The organism is Prauserella shujinwangii (genome assembly GCF_003001955.1).
GTDB lineage: Bacteria > Actinomycetota > Actinomycetes > Mycobacteriales > Pseudonocardiaceae > Qaidamihabitans > Qaidamihabitans shujinwangii.
Window position 1 is genome coordinate 136,720 of sequence record NZ_PVNH01000006.1, and the last position, 15,391, is coordinate 152,110.

At 71.6% G+C, this 15,391-nt stretch carries 14 protein-coding genes; 7 read left to right on the plus strand and 7 right to left on the minus strand.

From position 1 onward, the window contains the following. Nucleotides 1-42: 42 nt before the first annotated feature. On the minus strand, nucleotides 43-1,302 hold the full coding sequence (locus B0I33_RS15925) for a hypothetical protein (RefSeq protein ID WP_106179570.1): 1,260 nt from the start codon (nucleotides 1,300-1,302) through the stop codon (nucleotides 43-45). A 158-nt stretch (nucleotides 1,303-1,460) separates the two neighbouring features. On the opposite strand from B0I33_RS15925, the gene B0I33_RS29980 reads away from it, so the two are divergent. The 3 genes from B0I33_RS29980 to B0I33_RS15940 are packed head-to-tail and all read left to right on the plus strand — an operon-like array spanning nucleotide 1,461 to nucleotide 3,603. Then, the gene (locus B0I33_RS29980; protein WP_106179571.1) at nucleotides 1,461-1,748 is read left to right on the plus strand and encodes a hypothetical protein; all 288 of its coding nucleotides are present in this window, start codon (nucleotides 1,461-1,463) and stop codon (nucleotides 1,746-1,748) included. A gap of 44 nt (nucleotides 1,749-1,792) precedes the next feature. Next, the gene (locus B0I33_RS15935; protein ID WP_106179572.1) at nucleotides 1,793-2,362 is read left to right on the plus strand and encodes a TetR/AcrR family transcriptional regulator; all 570 of its coding nucleotides are present in this window, start codon (nucleotides 1,793-1,795) and stop codon (nucleotides 2,360-2,362) included. 56 nt (nucleotides 2,363-2,418) lie between these two features. Then, nucleotides 2,419-3,603 (plus strand): SGNH/GDSL hydrolase family protein, encoded by a 1,185-nt coding sequence (locus B0I33_RS15940; protein ID WP_106179573.1) that lies wholly within the window; start codon nucleotides 2,419-2,421, stop codon nucleotides 3,601-3,603. Between the two features lie 406 nt (nucleotides 3,604-4,009). Here B0I33_RS15940 and B0I33_RS15945 read toward each other — a convergent pair whose 3' ends face one another. Next, nucleotides 4,010-4,792, minus strand: coding sequence for an alpha/beta fold hydrolase (locus tag B0I33_RS15945; RefSeq protein WP_106179574.1), 783 nt, complete (start codon nucleotides 4,790-4,792; stop codon nucleotides 4,010-4,012). A 108-nt stretch (nucleotides 4,793-4,900) separates the two neighbouring features. On the opposite strand from B0I33_RS15945, the gene B0I33_RS15950 reads away from it, so the two are divergent. Next, entirely contained in the window at nucleotides 4,901-5,401 is a 501-nt protein-coding gene (locus tag B0I33_RS15950) for a MarR family winged helix-turn-helix transcriptional regulator (protein ID WP_106179575.1), read from the plus strand. 724 nt (nucleotides 5,402-6,125) lie between these two features. On the opposite strand, the gene B0I33_RS15960 is transcribed toward B0I33_RS15950, so the two are convergent. The 4 genes from B0I33_RS15960 to B0I33_RS15975 are packed head-to-tail and all read right to left on the minus strand — an operon-like array spanning nucleotide 6,126 to nucleotide 10,490. Then, nucleotides 6,126-7,499 (minus strand): Nramp family divalent metal transporter, encoded by a 1,374-nt coding sequence (locus B0I33_RS15960; RefSeq protein ID WP_106179577.1) that lies wholly within the window; start codon nucleotides 7,497-7,499, stop codon nucleotides 6,126-6,128. A 57-nt stretch (nucleotides 7,500-7,556) separates the two neighbouring features. Further along, complete coding sequence (locus tag B0I33_RS15965; RefSeq protein WP_106179578.1) at nucleotides 7,557-8,693, minus strand: sialidase family protein; 1,137 nt, start codon at nucleotides 8,691-8,693, stop codon at nucleotides 7,557-7,559. Continuing rightward, nucleotides 8,690-9,457 (minus strand): HpcH/HpaI aldolase family protein, encoded by a 768-nt coding sequence (locus B0I33_RS15970; protein WP_106179579.1) that lies wholly within the window; start codon nucleotides 9,455-9,457, stop codon nucleotides 8,690-8,692. Before B0I33_RS15970 ends, B0I33_RS15965 begins: the two co-directional genes overlap by 4 nt. 25 nt (nucleotides 9,458-9,482) lie before the next feature. After that, complete coding sequence (locus tag B0I33_RS15975; protein WP_181193319.1) at nucleotides 9,483-10,490, minus strand: aldo/keto reductase; 1,008 nt, start codon at nucleotides 10,488-10,490, stop codon at nucleotides 9,483-9,485. Between the two features lie 217 nt (nucleotides 10,491-10,707). Here B0I33_RS15975 and B0I33_RS15980 point away from each other — a divergent pair, with 217 nt between their 5' ends. The 3 genes from B0I33_RS15980 to B0I33_RS15990 are packed head-to-tail and all read left to right on the plus strand — an operon-like array spanning nucleotide 10,708 to nucleotide 13,827. Next, nucleotides 10,708-11,979, plus strand: coding sequence for a four-carbon acid sugar kinase family protein (locus B0I33_RS15980; protein WP_181193320.1), 1,272 nt, complete (start codon nucleotides 10,708-10,710; stop codon nucleotides 11,977-11,979). Beyond that, nucleotides 11,976-13,049 (plus strand): 4-hydroxythreonine-4-phosphate dehydrogenase PdxA, encoded by a 1,074-nt coding sequence (gene pdxA / locus B0I33_RS15985; RefSeq protein ID WP_106179582.1) that lies wholly within the window; start codon nucleotides 11,976-11,978, stop codon nucleotides 13,047-13,049. Before B0I33_RS15980 ends, pdxA begins: the two co-directional genes overlap by 4 nt. Next, nucleotides 13,039-13,827 carry a DeoR/GlpR family DNA-binding transcription regulator gene (locus tag B0I33_RS15990; RefSeq protein ID WP_106179583.1) on the plus strand — a complete coding sequence of 263 codons (789 nt, stop codon included), beginning with the start codon at nucleotides 13,039-13,041 and terminating at the stop codon, nucleotides 13,825-13,827. Before pdxA ends, B0I33_RS15990 begins: the two co-directional genes overlap by 11 nt. A gap of 517 nt (nucleotides 13,828-14,344) precedes the next feature. Here B0I33_RS15990 and B0I33_RS15995 read toward each other — a convergent pair. Further along, nucleotides 14,345-15,205: an SDR family oxidoreductase gene (locus B0I33_RS15995; RefSeq protein WP_106179584.1), complete on the minus strand. Its 861-nt coding sequence runs from the start codon at nucleotides 15,203-15,205 to the stop codon at nucleotides 14,345-14,347. Nucleotides 15,206-15,391: the final 186 nt, after the last annotated feature.

Sequence of the window (15,391 nt, forward strand, 5' to 3'; positions counted from 1 at the left end):
GGCCACCCAGCCTTTCGCCGTACAACTAATAGGCTGGGTGGCTCACGTCGTCGACACGTCCAGCACCGCCGCAGTACCGGTCGTCGCCTTGACCGAGAAGACGACGGTCTCCTCGCCCGTCCCGAAGCGCGCGGTACCGGGGCCGCTGAGGCGGATCAGGCCGCTGCCGTTGACGATCCACACGGTCCCGTCACTCACCGCGGTCGTGAACCGGCTTCCCCGGATGCTGACGTCGACCGGCGCGGACACCGCGATCTGGCAGGTGCCGTCCTGGCAGGCCGCGATCTTCCGGCCGTCCCGCGCGGACGGCAGGGTCGTGGTCGGGGGTGCCGACGACGGCGCGTCGAGCGACACGCACCGTGGCGCGAGATCGTAGGCGTCGGCCAGGGCAGGGTGCCTGCGGGCGAGGCCGGGCAGATCCTGCCCGGCAGGCACGACCGCGGCAACGGCGCGGGCCGCCTGCCGTGCCTGCGTCCGGAGCTGTCCGAGGGGAACACTGAATGGGGAGAACATGGGCGCGTCCCGCGGTAGCCGCGCCCTGGCCTCTCGCAGACCCGACAGCAGGTCCGAACGGTAGGCGTCGGCCTCGGCGATCCGGGTCCGGGGCAGGTCCGCGAGCGACTCGGTCAGTGACTCCACTTCGGAGGTAAGGGAGGAGAGGTAGTTCGAGAGCTCCATGCTCTCGAACTGCGCGAAGCGTGGATCCTTGAGCAGGTCGTCGCCCGGTTCCGGCAGCGTCGCGATCGACTCCGTCGTCGCGCACAGGGTGTCCGCCCAGCGGACGAGGTCACGGGTCGCGCTCGTGGAGAGGGCGGGTGGCCGCTTCAGCGGACGACAGCCGGGAGCGAGGTGGTAGGACGCCCTCAACGCCCGGGAGCGCGCAACCAGCCGGGCAAGCTTCGGCTGCTGCCGGCTGACCGGCTCGACGAGGGCCGTGACTCGAGCCGCGGGGAGCTGTTCGGGTGCCTCACTGTCCGGTAGCTGGTCCCTGAGCTTGCCGAGGGCTCGCGCCAGGTCGCTCACGTAGGCGTCGGCCTGCTTGACACCGGAAGGCTCGAGCGCGTCGAGCGCGTCCAGCACACTGTTCACCTGCGTCGCGACCTGCGTGGCGTAGTACGAGGATCCGGCGTGGGAACGGAGCCCGTCCACGACCTTCACGTTGGCGCAGACGGCATCCGACCACGCGACGAGCGTCCTGCTCGGCGGCCGGTCCTGCGGATCGGGGCGCGGTTGCTCGGCCGCCGAGCAACCGGCGAGAAGGACGAGGCCGGCGATGAGCGCGGCAGCCGGGCGCGTTCGCATCGGGAGTGTCCTTTCCGGTCTTCCATTCGCGCCGACGCTAGCCGCGTCACCGTGCGCGATGGCGGCCGTGACATGAACCTGCCACGCCACACCCGGCCGTTCGGGGGTGTGACGACGCCGTACTCTCCGGCGGGAGCAGCAACGCATCGGCATCGTTCGTGCCCATCTCGCCGGCCGCGAGATCCCGCGTCCTTGACCGCGCCACCGCGAATGCCGCACCGGAAAACGAAGCCCGCCTCCAGGACGCGCTGTGCGAGCTGGCCGCCGGTCGCAGGATGCTGGTGATCGCGCACCGGCTGTCCACCGTCCGCCGCGCGGGCTGCATCGTCGTCCGCGACCGCGGCCACCTGGTCGAGCAGGGCCGCCACGACCCTGTGGGCGTCCATCGGCCGCATCACGGCAGCCATCGCCGACCCGCACGCGACCCGATGACCGAGTGCCTATAAACTTTAGGCAAAAGTAATACTACTATAGGCATCCGGGAGAGCTCATGGTGCGTGCGGGTCTGAGCGCGGAACGCCTGACGCAGGCAGGGGCGGAACTGGCCGACGAGGTCGGATTCGACCAGGTGACAGTCTCGGCGCTGGCCAGGCGGTTCGACGTCAAAGCCGCGAGCCTGTACTCACACCTGCGGAACTCCCAGGATCTCAAGGTGAGGATCGCCCTGTTCGCCCTGGCGGAGCTCGCCGACCGCGCCGCCGCGGCGCTGGCGGGCCGGGCGGGCCGAGACGCGCTGACGGCCTTCGCGAACGTCTACCGCGACTACGCCAGGGAACATCCCGGCCGGTATGCGGCCGCCCAACTCCGGCTCGACCCGGAGACAGCCGCCGCCAGTGCCGGAGTCCGGCACGCAGAGATGGTCCGCGCGATCCTGCGTGGCTACGACGTGCCCGAGCCGGACCAGACGCACGCGGTCCGGCTACTGGGCAGCTTCTTCCATGGCTACGTCAGCCTCGAGGCGAACGGTGGATTCAGCCACAGTGCCCCCGAAGCACGGGAGAGCTGGGCGCGACTGCTGGACATCCTCGACGCCCTGCTGAGGACCTGGCCGGCGTCCTGACCGGGCACGCGCGGCCGGTGCCGAACCAGTCCGGAATCCACCTACGGGAAGAAGCGATGCACACCGAGCACCACTGGACCACGACACCCATCACCGCGGACCTCGTGCGCGGCGCCGCCGAACTGGAGCCCACCGCGCACGGCGTGCTGCCGCACCGGCTGCCCGCGCGGGCCCGCGCCCAGTGCACCGATGCACGGCTCGCCCTGGCCGAGGCCCAGCCCTCCGGCGTCCGGCTCGTCTTCCGCACCCGAGCCACCGCCGTCGAGCTGGAGACGATGCCGACGAAACTGGTCTACCTCGGCGCCCCGCCCCGTCCGCAGGGCGTGTACGAGATCCTCGTCGATGGCCGTCACGCCGGCGAGGCCAGCGTGGACGGAGGCACCACGCTCACCATCGACATGACCACCGGCGCGGTCGAGCGCCAACCCGGCCCGACCGGCGTCATCCGCTTCGCCGACCTGCCGCAGCGCGCCAAGGACGTCGAGATTTGGTTACCTCACAACGAATCCACCGAACTCGTCGCCCTGCGGACCGACGCGCCCGTCGCGCCAGCGGCAGACCAAGGCCGCCGGGTGTGGCTGCACCACGGCAGCTCGATCAGCCACGGCTCCAACGCCATGCGCCCAACCGCCACCTGGCCCGCGCTCGCCGCGGCCACAGCCGGGGTCGAGCTGGTCAACCTCGGCTTCAGCGGCAACGCCCTGCTCGATCCGTTCGTCGCGCGTGCCATGCGGGACACGCCGGCCGACCTGATCAGCATCAAGATCGGCATCAACATCGTCAATGCGGACCTGATGCGCCTGCGTGCCTTCGGCCCGGCCGTCCACGGCTTCCTCGACACCATCCGCGAGGGACATCCCACCACACCGCTGCTGGTGACCTCAGCCATCTACTGCCCGATCCACGAGGACACCCCCGGACCAGGCGCATTCGACTCCGACGCGCTCGCCGACGGACAGGTCCGCTTCCGCGCCACGGGCGACCCCGCCGAGCGCGCCGCCGGCAAGCTCACCCTCGGCGTGATCCGGGACGAACTCGCTCGAATCGTGCAGCGGCGCGGCCACGACGACCCGAACCTGCGTTACCTCGACGGTCGTGCCCTCTACGGCGAGTCCGACTACGCCGAACTGCCCCTGCCCGACCAGCTCCATCCGGACACCGCCGGCCACCACCGCATCAGCCAACGCTTCGCCGAACTGGCCTTCGCCACCGACGGCCCGTTCGCGGACCAGAACAGCTGACACGGAACACCGCAAACCGGTCGCCCTGCCGACCGCCGGTGACATGGCTGTCCACAGTAGATCAGATGCCTCACGGTGGTCCCTTCGGCATAAAGCCAGATCGCACCCATGGGTGCTGCGACCCGCTGGTACCGGATCAGCTCGGACGGGCCGTGGCACTGCCTCGTAAGGTTGCTCGAGACGGCCAGTGTCCGGCGTTCGTAGGCGGTGTCGACCAAACGACCTGAGCGGGTGGTGAGTACGGCGGCGGCGCACGGGACGATCCGCGCGTTACCGGTTGGCGAAGTGGTCGACGAGTCGCTGGTGTCGTGCACAGCCAGCCCGTACAGGAAGGGTACCCGCCGCTCGCAGCCTCCAGGATCTCGCGGGCGGCGTCGTTGCCGTTGGCGCTCGGCGTCGAGGGTCGTCAGTCGGCGTCGAGGAACTCGCGGGTGAGCTTGACCAGGCCGGCGGGATCGGCGAACCAGTCCATGTGCCCCTGCTCCCGCACCTCCACCAACTGGCTGCCCCGGATGGCGGCGTGCAACTGGCGGGAACCCTCGATGGGGATCATGGCGTCGTCGGTGAAGCCGATCACGAGGGTCGGCGCGGTGACGGCGGGCAGTAGTGGCCGCACATCGACCTGGGCAAGGTCGATCTGGCGGCCGATACCGGGCGGCGGCCAGGCGTCGGCGAGCGACTGCGCCAGCCCCTGGTGGCCGAAGCTGTCCAGGGCTGCCCGGCTGAATCCGGTGAGGGTGGCGAAGCGCTTGAACAGTTCCCGGTCGGTGTCCAGCAGCTTGCGGAACGTCTGGAAGTAGTACTGGTCCCGGGGGCTGGAGGAGTGCGCCCAGCCACCGACCAGAACCAGACGGCGCACCAGCTCCGGGTGGCTGGCCGCGACGGCGGCGGCCGCGACCGCTCCCAGGGAGAAGCCGAGCAGGTCCACCGGGCCCGTCACGGCGGCCTGCGTCGCGCCGGTGACCTGCTCGGCGACCAGGTCGAGGGTCAGCGGGGAGCCGTCGTCACTGGTGCGGCCGCTGCCGCTGAAATTGGGCCGGACGACGGTGCGGGTGGGGCTGAAGTGGTCCACCACGTTGCCGAAGACCTTGTCGGCATCGCCGCCGATGCCGTGCACCAGCACCAGGCCGGGCCCCTGCCCGTCGAGCTTGTAGTGGACGTCGGTGTTGAGAACCGAGACGTGAGGCATGAGACCACCGCTCCTAAGTCAGCACTAATTAACTTAGCGCTAAGTTAACGGGGGTTAGGGCAAACGTCAACTAGGTGAGCGCTAAGATAATTCGCCGGGAGGTGGCCGATGACCGACGCAGTGGCTGCGGCGCTGGAGCAGTGGCGCCGCGAGCGCCCCGACCTCGACCCCTGGCCGATCGGCGTCGTCGGCCGCATCATGCGGATCTCCCGCATGTGGGACAAGGAGATCAAGAGCTTCCTCGCCGGACATGGCCTGGAACCCGGCGAGTTCGACGTGCTGTCCACCCTGCGGCGCTCCGGCGCGCCCTACGAGCTGACCGCCGGGGCGTTCCTGAAGACGTCGCTGGTCACCACCGGCGCCATCACGCTGCGGGTGGACCGGATGCAGGACAAGGGCCTGGTCACCCGTATCCGCGACGGCGACGACCGCCGATCGGTCAGGATCCGCCTCACCGACCATGGCCTGGAGGTCATCGACCGCGTCCTTCCACTGCACCTCGACAACGAAGCCCGCCTGCTCCAGGCTCTCGATCCCGAGGCTCGCGCGCAGCTGTCCACCATGTTGAGCACCCTGCTGGAGTCCTACGGCGACACCGGCGGGCAGTGAGAGAACGACGGCGCCGCCCCGAGGCAGTGTCGCGGCGACGGCGAGGGCCACCGCCGCGACGGAGACGTAGGCGTTTCCGGCCAGCAGGCGCCACGCGTCCCACGGCGTGTCCGGATCCCACCACCAGTGCGGCGCGACGACGACACGCAGCGTCGCCGCGCCGACCGCGGCGATCACGGCCGCCCGCGCCACGGCGAACACGGCGCCGGTCAGCAGAACCGGCACCACCCACACCCAGTGGTGCGAGTACGAGACCGGGGACACCAGCAGCCCGCCGGGCGCGTTGAGACCCAACGCCCACGTCGGCCACCCGGCGGCGAACGCCCGTCGCATACCGAGGGCGGTCAGTCCGACTGTCGCGGCCGCGGGCAACGGCCACGGCAGGCCCGGATCCACCCCGAACCGCACCAGCATCACCTTGAGCGACTGGTCCATCTCGTTGGACAGGCCACGGCACTGGGAGGAGTAGAGCATCTCGTGCGTCCAGAACCGCACGGCCGTCGCGCACAGGAACGACGCCCCCGCGGTGAGCGCGGCCCCCGCACTGGAACTGCCGTTCGGCTCCGACGAGGCAGCGACGGTGGTGGTGCTGGCGCTGTCCCACGGATTCACCGTCGAGGATGACCTCGACCCCGGGGCCGTCCCGCCCGACCTCTTCGGCCGGGTCCTCGCCGCACTCGCCACCGGACCGACCGGCCGTCCTGACTCGTCCCGGTCACGTCGATCAGATCCGCGAGACCAGCTGGACCACGGCGATCACCAGCTCATAGGTGGCCCACAGTCCGACCGCGCCGATCGCGGCCAGCACCAGGCTCTCCCACCACCGGTTGGCATAGCCGGGCAGCATCAGATCCTTGCGCATCGTGATGACCAGCAGCCCGGCGATCAGGGCCGGGACGGTCAGGACACTGAGCCCGTTGCCGAGCAACGTGAGCACGATCAGGTCCGGCGCGAAGGGGAACGAGAACACGATCGGCACGACCATGATGAACAGCAGCACCGACTTGAACAGGATGTCGGTGTGGTGCAGCTGGTCGGGGGCCGTGGACGGCGACGCCGCCTGCAGCCGGTCGAGCCGGGCGGGCCGCGACTTGTACACCGATTCCGCCAGCATCTGCACGAAGACGCGGGGCTGGGTCACGATGTTGTCGAAGACGACGAAGAAGATGGCCAGCCACATCAGCGTCGGGCCCGCCGGGCCGACGGCGCGCTCCATCATGAGCACCAGACCCTGCTCGGAGTCCACGCTCGCGCCCGTTCCGTGCAGTGTCTCGGCGGCGACCACCCACACGGCGAGCACCAGGCCGAACATCACCAGCGTTCCGGTGAGCAGGTCGTACTTCTGGAGCCGGCGGAACTCCACGCCGCGCCAGCCCTTCTCGTGCATGAGGTAGGGATACAGCAGGTTCGCGGCCGACCCGCCGACCGCGCCGATGAGCGCCACCGCCGTGGTGACGGCCGTGATGTACCCGCTCTCCCCCGGCGGAAGGTCGAACGCCAGGCCCCGGACGAGCGCGGGCACGTCGATCCCGGTGCCGATCAGTGCGATGAGGAAGCACACCACGAGCGCAGCCATGGTCACCTGGGCCAGGATCTCCAGCCCGCGGTAGTGCTTTCGCTTGAGAAACGCCAGCCAGGTCGCCGCGCCGCCCGCGACGGCCGCCCAGACCGGCGTGCCCCAGGCGCCGAGCGGCACCAGCCCGCCGACGAGGTTGTTCAGCGCCGTGCCCGCCGCGACGAGCAGGAAGGAGACGTAGACGAAGCCGAGGATGGTGGTGGTGATGCCGAGGTAGAGGGGAAAGCCCCGCCACAGCCTGCGGTAGCCGTCGAGGATGGTTCCGTCCCCCACGGCGTTGCACAGCTGGTACTTCGACATGGCCGACACGATGAAGTACCGCGATCCCACGGCGAGGATCAGCGTCCAGATCAGCGCGTAGCCATACGTCGAGCCGGACACGGCCGAGCTGATGAAGTCGCCGGTGCCCAGCCAGGAGAGCACGACCACGATGCCGGGGCCCATGCCCTTGAGAAAGCCCAGGAACGTGGTCGGCGGAACGGGTTTGCGGGAGACGTGCTGTCCCGAGGTTTCTTGGCGCATCGTTGCGTCACTTTCGACGGTGAGGGGCGGGGACGGTGTGGGGCGAGCCGAAGCGGGCTAGGCGTCGAGCCACGAGGGGTGCAGGCGCACGTACGCGATCGCCTGCCGGAAGCGGGTGTAGGCGAGGTGCAGCAGGCCGTCCGGAGTCTGCACCAGCGAGGGGTAGGACAGTTCGCGGTTGAGTCCCTCGCGGGAGTTGTTGGTGAGGCAGTAGCCGTCGCCCTCCTCGACGTTCCTGCGCACCGGCCACGTGCGGCCGCCGTCGGACGACACCGCCAGCGTGAGCGGCGCGCGCGGCGCGCCCCAGAACGCGAGCCCCGGCCTCGCCGCCGTGTCCTCATCGGACAGACCGGGGTCCTCGATCTCGTCGTAGAGCGAGGACCGACGTTCGACCGCGTCCGCGGCGCTGCTGTGGTTGTAGGCGACGACGACGCGGCCGTCGTGGAGCACGATCGCCTGGATCGACGAGTTGTTGTTGGGCAGTTCGGTGGGCGCCGGCGCGCTCCAGGTGACGCCGTCGGGCGAGTGACTGCGGTGGACGGCGTCGGCCTGCCTGCGGCGGAAGAGGGCCAGGAACGAGCCGCCGGGAAGCCGCAGCACGTTCATGTGCACGCAGCCCGTGCTCCCGGGGACGTCCCGTGCCGTCCACGTCGAGCCGCCGTCGGACGACACGAGCACGCCGCTGTAGTCGTCGTCGCCGACCCAGCGGCCACTGTCCGGCTGGGGGCAGAAGAACGCGGGCAGGACCAGGCTGCCGTCGTCGAGCGCCACCGGGGGCTGCCGGATGAAGACGCCCACCCCGGGCCTGGCGGGCACCTCCGTCCGCCCCGGCTCCCACGACCGGCCGCCATCGTGCGAGACCGCCAGCCGTACCTCTGCCGTGTCCTGCCGTCCCGCACTCTGCGCGGTGTAGAACAGGCGCAGCTCGCCCGACTCGGCGACGAAGGGCACCGGGTTCTGCTCCGAACGCGCCGGGTCGTCGCTGACCTGCACGGGCGGTGTCCAGGACCCGTCCGGCGCGCGGCGGGAGAACCAGATCGCGATGTCGGAAAGGCCCTCCTGCGTACCGCCGAACCACGCGCAGCCGAGGGCGCCGTCCGGCAGCAGCACGAGGTTCGCGGCGTGGCACTGCACCGTGGTCGCGGGCAGGACATCGTGGGACGGCGCCGCGGGCGTGCTCGGCAGGCTGTTCATGCGTTCCTCCGCGCCGTCTCGAGGTGGCTGAGGGCCGCCTGTTGCAGGTGGACCAGATCGGAGGCGACGGTCGCGAACGTGTAGCCCTGCGCCAGGCGCCGGGCCGCGGTGGCGCCGTCCGGCGTGTGGATGCCCGCCGCGACACCGCTGGCACGGGCGACCTCGGCGATGTGGCGGACGGCGTCTTCGAAGACCCCGTCGACGGCGGGGTCGGTCGAGGTGCTGCCGCCCACGGCCAGCCGCAGGTCCGACGGCCCGACGTAGACGCCGTCGAGGCCGTCGACCGCGCAGATCCGTTCGACGTTGCGCAGGCCTTCGGTTGTCTCGATCATCGCCAGGCACACCACGGCCTCGTCCGCCTCCGCGGGAGCCGGCCCGACGCGCAACTGTGCCCGCATCGGCCCGTACGAGCGCCTGCCACGAGGTGGGTAGCGCGTGGCGGCGACGGCTCGCTCGGCTCCCTCCACGTCGTCGACGAGCGGCACGATGACGCCGGTCGCGCCCGCGTCGAGAACCCGGCCGATGGCGAACGGGTCGTTCTGCTCGACGCGGACGACCGCGGCGGCCTGGTTTCCCGCGTCGATGGCGATGATGCCGTTGCGGACCCCCTCGTAGCCGAGCAGGCCGTGCTGGGCGTCGATGGCGACGTAGTCGTAGCCGAGGCGGGCCAGCCGCTCCGTGGCGACCGGGTCGTCCAGCACGACCCAGTAACCGATGGTCCGCTGCCTGCCGCGCAGACGCCGGGCGAATTCGAGTGCAGTCATGGGATGCTCCGGAAAAGGTCGCCGGTCAGCGGTGGTAAGCGGGCATCGGTCCGCGCAACCGGGCGCCGACCTGGTCGCAGGCCTCGACCACGTCGGCCGCCAGGGGGCCGCGCGCCAGGCACGCGATGTTGGACTCCAGGTGGGCGGGGCGCGAGCCACCCAGCAGGACGGCGTCGGTGGTCGGCCGGGACAGCAGCCACCTCAGTGCCAGCTCGACGAGCGGTATCCCCGCCTGCCCGGCGATCCGCGCCAGCTCGGCGACGGCGTCGAAGAGCTGCTCGTTCCAGTAGCGGCGGCGGTACATCTCGGCCAGCCGGGAGTCGCCGAAGCGGCCTTCGCGCGGGTGCTCGTCGAACCGGTGTCCGCCGGCGAGCAGCCCTCCGCCCAGCGGGTTGTAGACCATGGTCCGCAGGCCGCTGGACAGGGCCATCTCGGCGTACTCCTCCTCGAGCCTGCGCGCGAGCAGGTTGTGCAGCTGCTGCGCCACGGCGGGCCGGGGAGCGCCGACCTCGTCGGCGACCGCGCCGAGCCGCACGATCTGCCAGGCGGCGTAGTTGGAGACGCCGAGTGCGCCGACCTTGCCCTCCGCGACCAGCGCCGCCACCTCGGTCAGGGTCTCGTGCAGCGTCACGGCGCGGTCGGGCTGATGCAGGTACAGCAGGTCCAGGTGGTCGACCCCGAGGCGGCGCAGGCTGCCCTCGACCGCCGCGCGCAGCCCCGCGGCCGACAGCGGCGACGCCTCACCCGCGTCCGGGTGCGGCATTCCCGCCTTGCTCGCGAGCACGATGCGATCGCGCCTGCCCGCGAGGAGGGGGCGCAGGATCTCCTCGGTCCGCCCGCCGGCGTAGCCGTTGGCGGTGTCGACCGCGGTGATGCCCGCATCCAGTGCCACGTCGAGCATGCGCTGCGCGCCGTCGGCGTCCACGGTGTCGCCGAACGTCATCGTGCCGAGCACCAGGCCCGAGACCGGCACGTCGACGCCCGGAACCCGGAAGCCCGGCAACCGGGCCGTGCTCGTACTGGTAGCGCTCATCGGGATCCCTTCGGTTTCCGGGCCGTGTGGCAACGATCACGCACTCTCTCATCAGTGCGTGAATCGCGCAAGACATATCGCGTGTTTCGCGCATATGAGCTAGGGTGATGGACACACGGCTCGCGACGCGTGACGCGCCAGGAGGACCCGAAGGGAGTGAGCCGAGATCGCGACGACCCAGCTGGGCGCCACGCCCGCAGGCGAACGCGCCCTGATCGTGGTCGGAGACGACCTGAGCGGCACCAGCGAGGCGCTGGCCGCTGCGCTGAGCGGGCACACGGAGGCGTGGGTTCATCTCACCGTCGACAGCTTCTGTGCGCGTTTCGCGCAACGCGAGGCGTCCCCCGCGGCCCGGCGCTGGGATGCTCTCGATCTCGACGTCCGCCACCTCCCGCGGGACACCGCACGCGCCCGCTACGAGGCGGCTACCGGGCGCGCGCTGCGCGACGGCCACCCCGGCGTCCTGCTGCTCAAGATCGACTCGCTGTTGCGCGGCAACGTCGGCGCCGCCCTCGCGGCCGTCTCCCCCGCACCCGGACGGCCGGTCGTCCTCGCGCCCGCGCTGCCCGCGCAGGGGCGCCACACCGCCAGGGGCAGGGTGCGGCTCGCCGAGGCGGCAGGGCCGCTGCCCGGTTCGCTGGAGGGGGCACGCACCGACGTCGCCGCCGCGGCGGAGCGTCCGGCCGCGCTGGTCGGCCTGGGCGTCGTGCGCGCGGGCCCGCACGCACTCGGCACCCGCCTCGCGCGGCTGGCCCGCGACGGCATGGTCGCGGTGTGCGACGCCGAGACCGACGAGGACCTCGACGCCGTCGCGGCCGCAGCGCTGCGACATCGGCATCCGGTCGTGGTGGGCGCGGGCGGCATCGCCGCCGCGCTGGGGCGCGTGCTCCGCGGCGAGCGGACCGGCCCGGACGAGCCGTCCCCCGCCTGCTGTTCCGGACCGGACACCCACGACGGCCCTGTGCTCGTCGTCGCGGGCACCGCCGAACCCTCCACGCACGCGCAGATCGCGCGGCTGGAGCGGGCCGGGGCCCGCGTCGAGACGCTGGAACCCGCACAGCGCCGGGCCGAGGCGGAGGCCGCCCACGGAGTCGAAACGGCGCTGCGCGACGGGTGCGCCGTGCTGCGGGTGGCGCCCTGCCCGATGGCGCCCAGCCGGTCCGGGCGGGTGCTCGCGAGCCTGGCGAGCACGGCGGCCGCCGTGCTCGAACGGGATCCGCGCATCCGCGTGGTGCTCACCGGTGGCGCCACGGCACGCGCCGTGCTGACCCGGCTGGGAGCCGGCGCACTGCGCCTGCGGTGCCAGGTGCACCCCGGCGCCGTGCACCTCGGCACCGGCGACGGCCGCGAGATCGTGACCCGGCCCGGCAGCCACGGAGGACCCGACAGCCTCACCCTGCTCGCCCGCCACCTCGGCGCGGCGCTCGCCCCGCCACCACGAACCCCGGCCCCGACAGCCGCGCACCACTCGACGGAAGGTCAGTCATGAACAGTCTCCACACTCCCGCGACGCGTCCGGCCGGGGGGCACGCGCCCGTCGTGGCCGTCACCATGGGGGACGGAGCCGGTGTCGGACCCGAGGTGGTGGTCGGCGCCCTCGCCGACGCCACCACCACGCACCGGTGCCGCCCGGTGGTCATCGGCGACGCGGCCCGGTTGCGCCTCGCGGCGTCGATCCTGCGCCTGGACACGGAGATCCACCCGGTGACCTCGGTTGGCGAGGCGCGTTTCGCACCCGGCGTCGTCGACGTGATCGACCTGGCGCTGCTGCCGCCCGACCTGCCGTGGGGCACGGTGTCGGCGGTCGCGGGCGACGCCGCCTACCACTACGTTCGCGTGGCGTGTGAGCTCGCGGTGCGCGGTGACGTCCAGGCGATCTGCACGGCACCGCTCAACAAGGAGGCGCTGCACGCCGGCGGGCACGCCTTCCCCGGCCACACCGAACTGCTCGCGCACCTCACCGGCACCGACGAGGTGTCGATGATGCTGTCGTCGTCCCGGCTCAAGGTCATTCACGTGACCACCCACATCGGGCTCATCGACGCCGTGCGCCGGATCGAGCCCGGCCTGGTCGAACGCACCGTGCGGCGGGGCCACGCCGCCGTCGTCGCCTCCGGGGTGGCCGAGCCCGTCATCGGCGTCCTCGGCATCAACCCACACGCGGGCGAGAACGGCCTCTTCGGCTATGGCGAGGAAGAGGAGAAGATCGTTCCCGCGCTGCAGCGGCTGCGCGCCGACGGCATCGACGCGCGTGGCCCCCTGCCCGCCGACACGGCGTTCTTCCTCGCGGGCCGCGGGGACTACGACCTGATCGTGGCGATGTACCACGACCAGGGTCACGGCCCGGTCAAGGTCCTCGGCATCGACGCGGGGGTGAACATCACCGTGGGGCTGCCCGTCATCCGCACCTCGGTGGACCACGGAACCGCGTTCGACATCGCCGGAACGGGCAAGGCCGAGGCGGGTAGCATGATCGAGGCCCTGCGGCAGGCGGCCGAGCTGGCGCCCGCCCCGGGTGCGCGCCGACCAGGTCTCGAGGAGGTTCCCGGTGCGTCGTGACAACCACGCGCGACGTCAGGCCATTGTGGAGCTCGCCTCGACCAGCGGGCTGGCCAGTGTGGACGAGCTCTCCCAGCGGTTCGGGGTCACCGCGTCGACCATCCGCCGCGACCTGGCTCAGCTCGAGCAGTCCGGGCAGCTCGCCCGCACCTACGGCGGTGCGCGCGCGATCCTCGCCCACCCCGAGGCCGACCTCCGGCAGCGGCTCGGCGAGGCGCACGAGGCCAAGCGCGCTATCGGCCACTGGGCCGCCTCGCAGGTAAGGCCCGGCGAGACGATCCTCCTCGACGCCGGCACGACCACCGCCGCCGTGGCGCACGAACTGCGGGACCGCGAGGGCCTGACCGTGGTCACACCGGGAATGACCGTCCTCAACGAACTCGCCTCCGCGGACGGCGTCGAGGTCGAGTGCCTCGGCGGCACGCTGCGGCAGCTGAGTCAGGCCTTCCTCGGCCCGGCGACCGAGGCGGCGCTGGAACGCCGCACCTTCGACCGGGTCTTCCTCGGAGCCGACAGCGTCACCGCCGACCGCGGCATCTGCGAGGCCGACGTCCGCCAGACCCGGCTCAAGGAACTCATGACCCGGCAGGGCAAGCAGGTGTACCTGCTCGTGCATGCCGCCAAGATCGGCCGGGCGCCCTTTCACGCCTGGGCACCCATGCCCAGGCACTGGACGCTCGTCACGGATCAGAGCGTCGAGGAGGCCGCGCTCGAGCCGTTCCGCGCGCGCGGTGTCGACATCGCCGTCGTCGGCCAGCAGGGCGAGCGGGTTCAGTAAACTCCGCCAGTTCTTCAACGGATGTGGAATTTCCGCGCGGATCCGGGCAGTCGGGCTGTGAGCACCGACAACCGCCAGGCCCCCCCCGGGCCGCACAGCAGTTCAACAAGGCCGCGCGCAAGGCCGCCGGCCGCCGGTTCATGCCCCTCTGGGCGCTCGTGGAGTACCGCGGCCGCAAGTCCGGCAGGTCCTACACGACACCGATCGCCATCGTCGGCTTCACCCCGCGGAGCGGGTACATCGCGCTGCCGTGGGGCCGCGGCACCGACTGGGTCCGCAATCTCCAGGCCGCGGGCGAGGGGAAGCTGATGTGGAAGGAAAGACCTTTACCGTCTCCGAACCCGGGTTCGCTGACAAGCCGAGACCCTCGCCGCGGCGCCGGGACTGCGGCGCAGGATCGCCGGTCGCTGGTTGCCCGAGGACTGCCTGCGGCTGCGCTTGGCACCGAGCACCTGACCGGCCGGGTCCGCGCGGCCTCGCTTCCTCCCGCACGTGACCCGGCCCGGTGCGTGCCCCGTCAGGCGGCGGGGTAGTCGGTGACGGGTGCGCTGTCCCGCGTCCGGTCGAGGTTGTCCTGGAGCGCGGCCACCTTCGCCGTGGCGTAGGCGTGCGCGTCCGAGCCCAGCACCTGGCGCAGCGGCGTGGTGGTGCCGGCGGTGACGCGGGCGATGATCTGCTCGACGGCCCTCACCGGGTCCCCGGGCTGATTTCCCTGGAGCTCCAGGTGGTTGGCCACCATCTCGCGCAACGCCGGGTACGCGTCGACGGTGCTCTCGGGCAGCGCGAGGGAATCCCGGGTCAAAAACGACGTGCGGAAGTAGCCCGGCTCGACGAGCGTGACACCGACACCGAAGTCGGCGACCTCCCCGGCGAGCGCCTCCGTGAGCCCCTCGAGAGCGAACTTGCCGGCGCTGTAGAGGCCCCAGCCCGGCACCGCGGTCATGCCCAGGACCGACGAGACGTTGACGATGTGACCGCCGTTCTGCTTGCGCAGAACCGGAAGCACGGCGCGCAGCACGTTCCAGACGCCGAAGACCTGGACGTCGAACATCGCCCGCACGTCGCGGTCGGTGGTCTCCTCGACGGCCGCCAGAAAGCCGTAGCCCGCGTTGTTGACCACGACATCCAGTGAGCCGAAGCGGTCGGTGGTCTGCTCCACCGCTGCCGCGACGGCCTGCTCGTCGCCCAGGTCCAGCTCGAGCGCCAGCAGCCGCGACGTGTCCAGGTCGCCGAGCGCGGCGAGCAGGCGCTGCGCCGAACGGGTGGTCGCCGCGACGTTGTCCCCGCGCCGCAGCAGCTGGGTCACCAGTTCCAGTCCCAGCCCCCGGGAGGTGCCGGTGACCAGCCAAGTCGCGGGACGCTGTGTCGGGTAGTTCATCGTGATCTCGCTTCCTTGCCGCGTATCCGTGGTCGCCGCCGCGTGCCGGCGACGTCGAGGACCAGCCTGGCTCCTCGAACCGGGGCACGGGACGTCATCTCCGGCCCTGCGAGACCGCGCACTCGCGTGACGAGGACTGCCAGTCCTAGGTAAGGCGTGGCCGAACCGGCAACGCGGCACGCACAA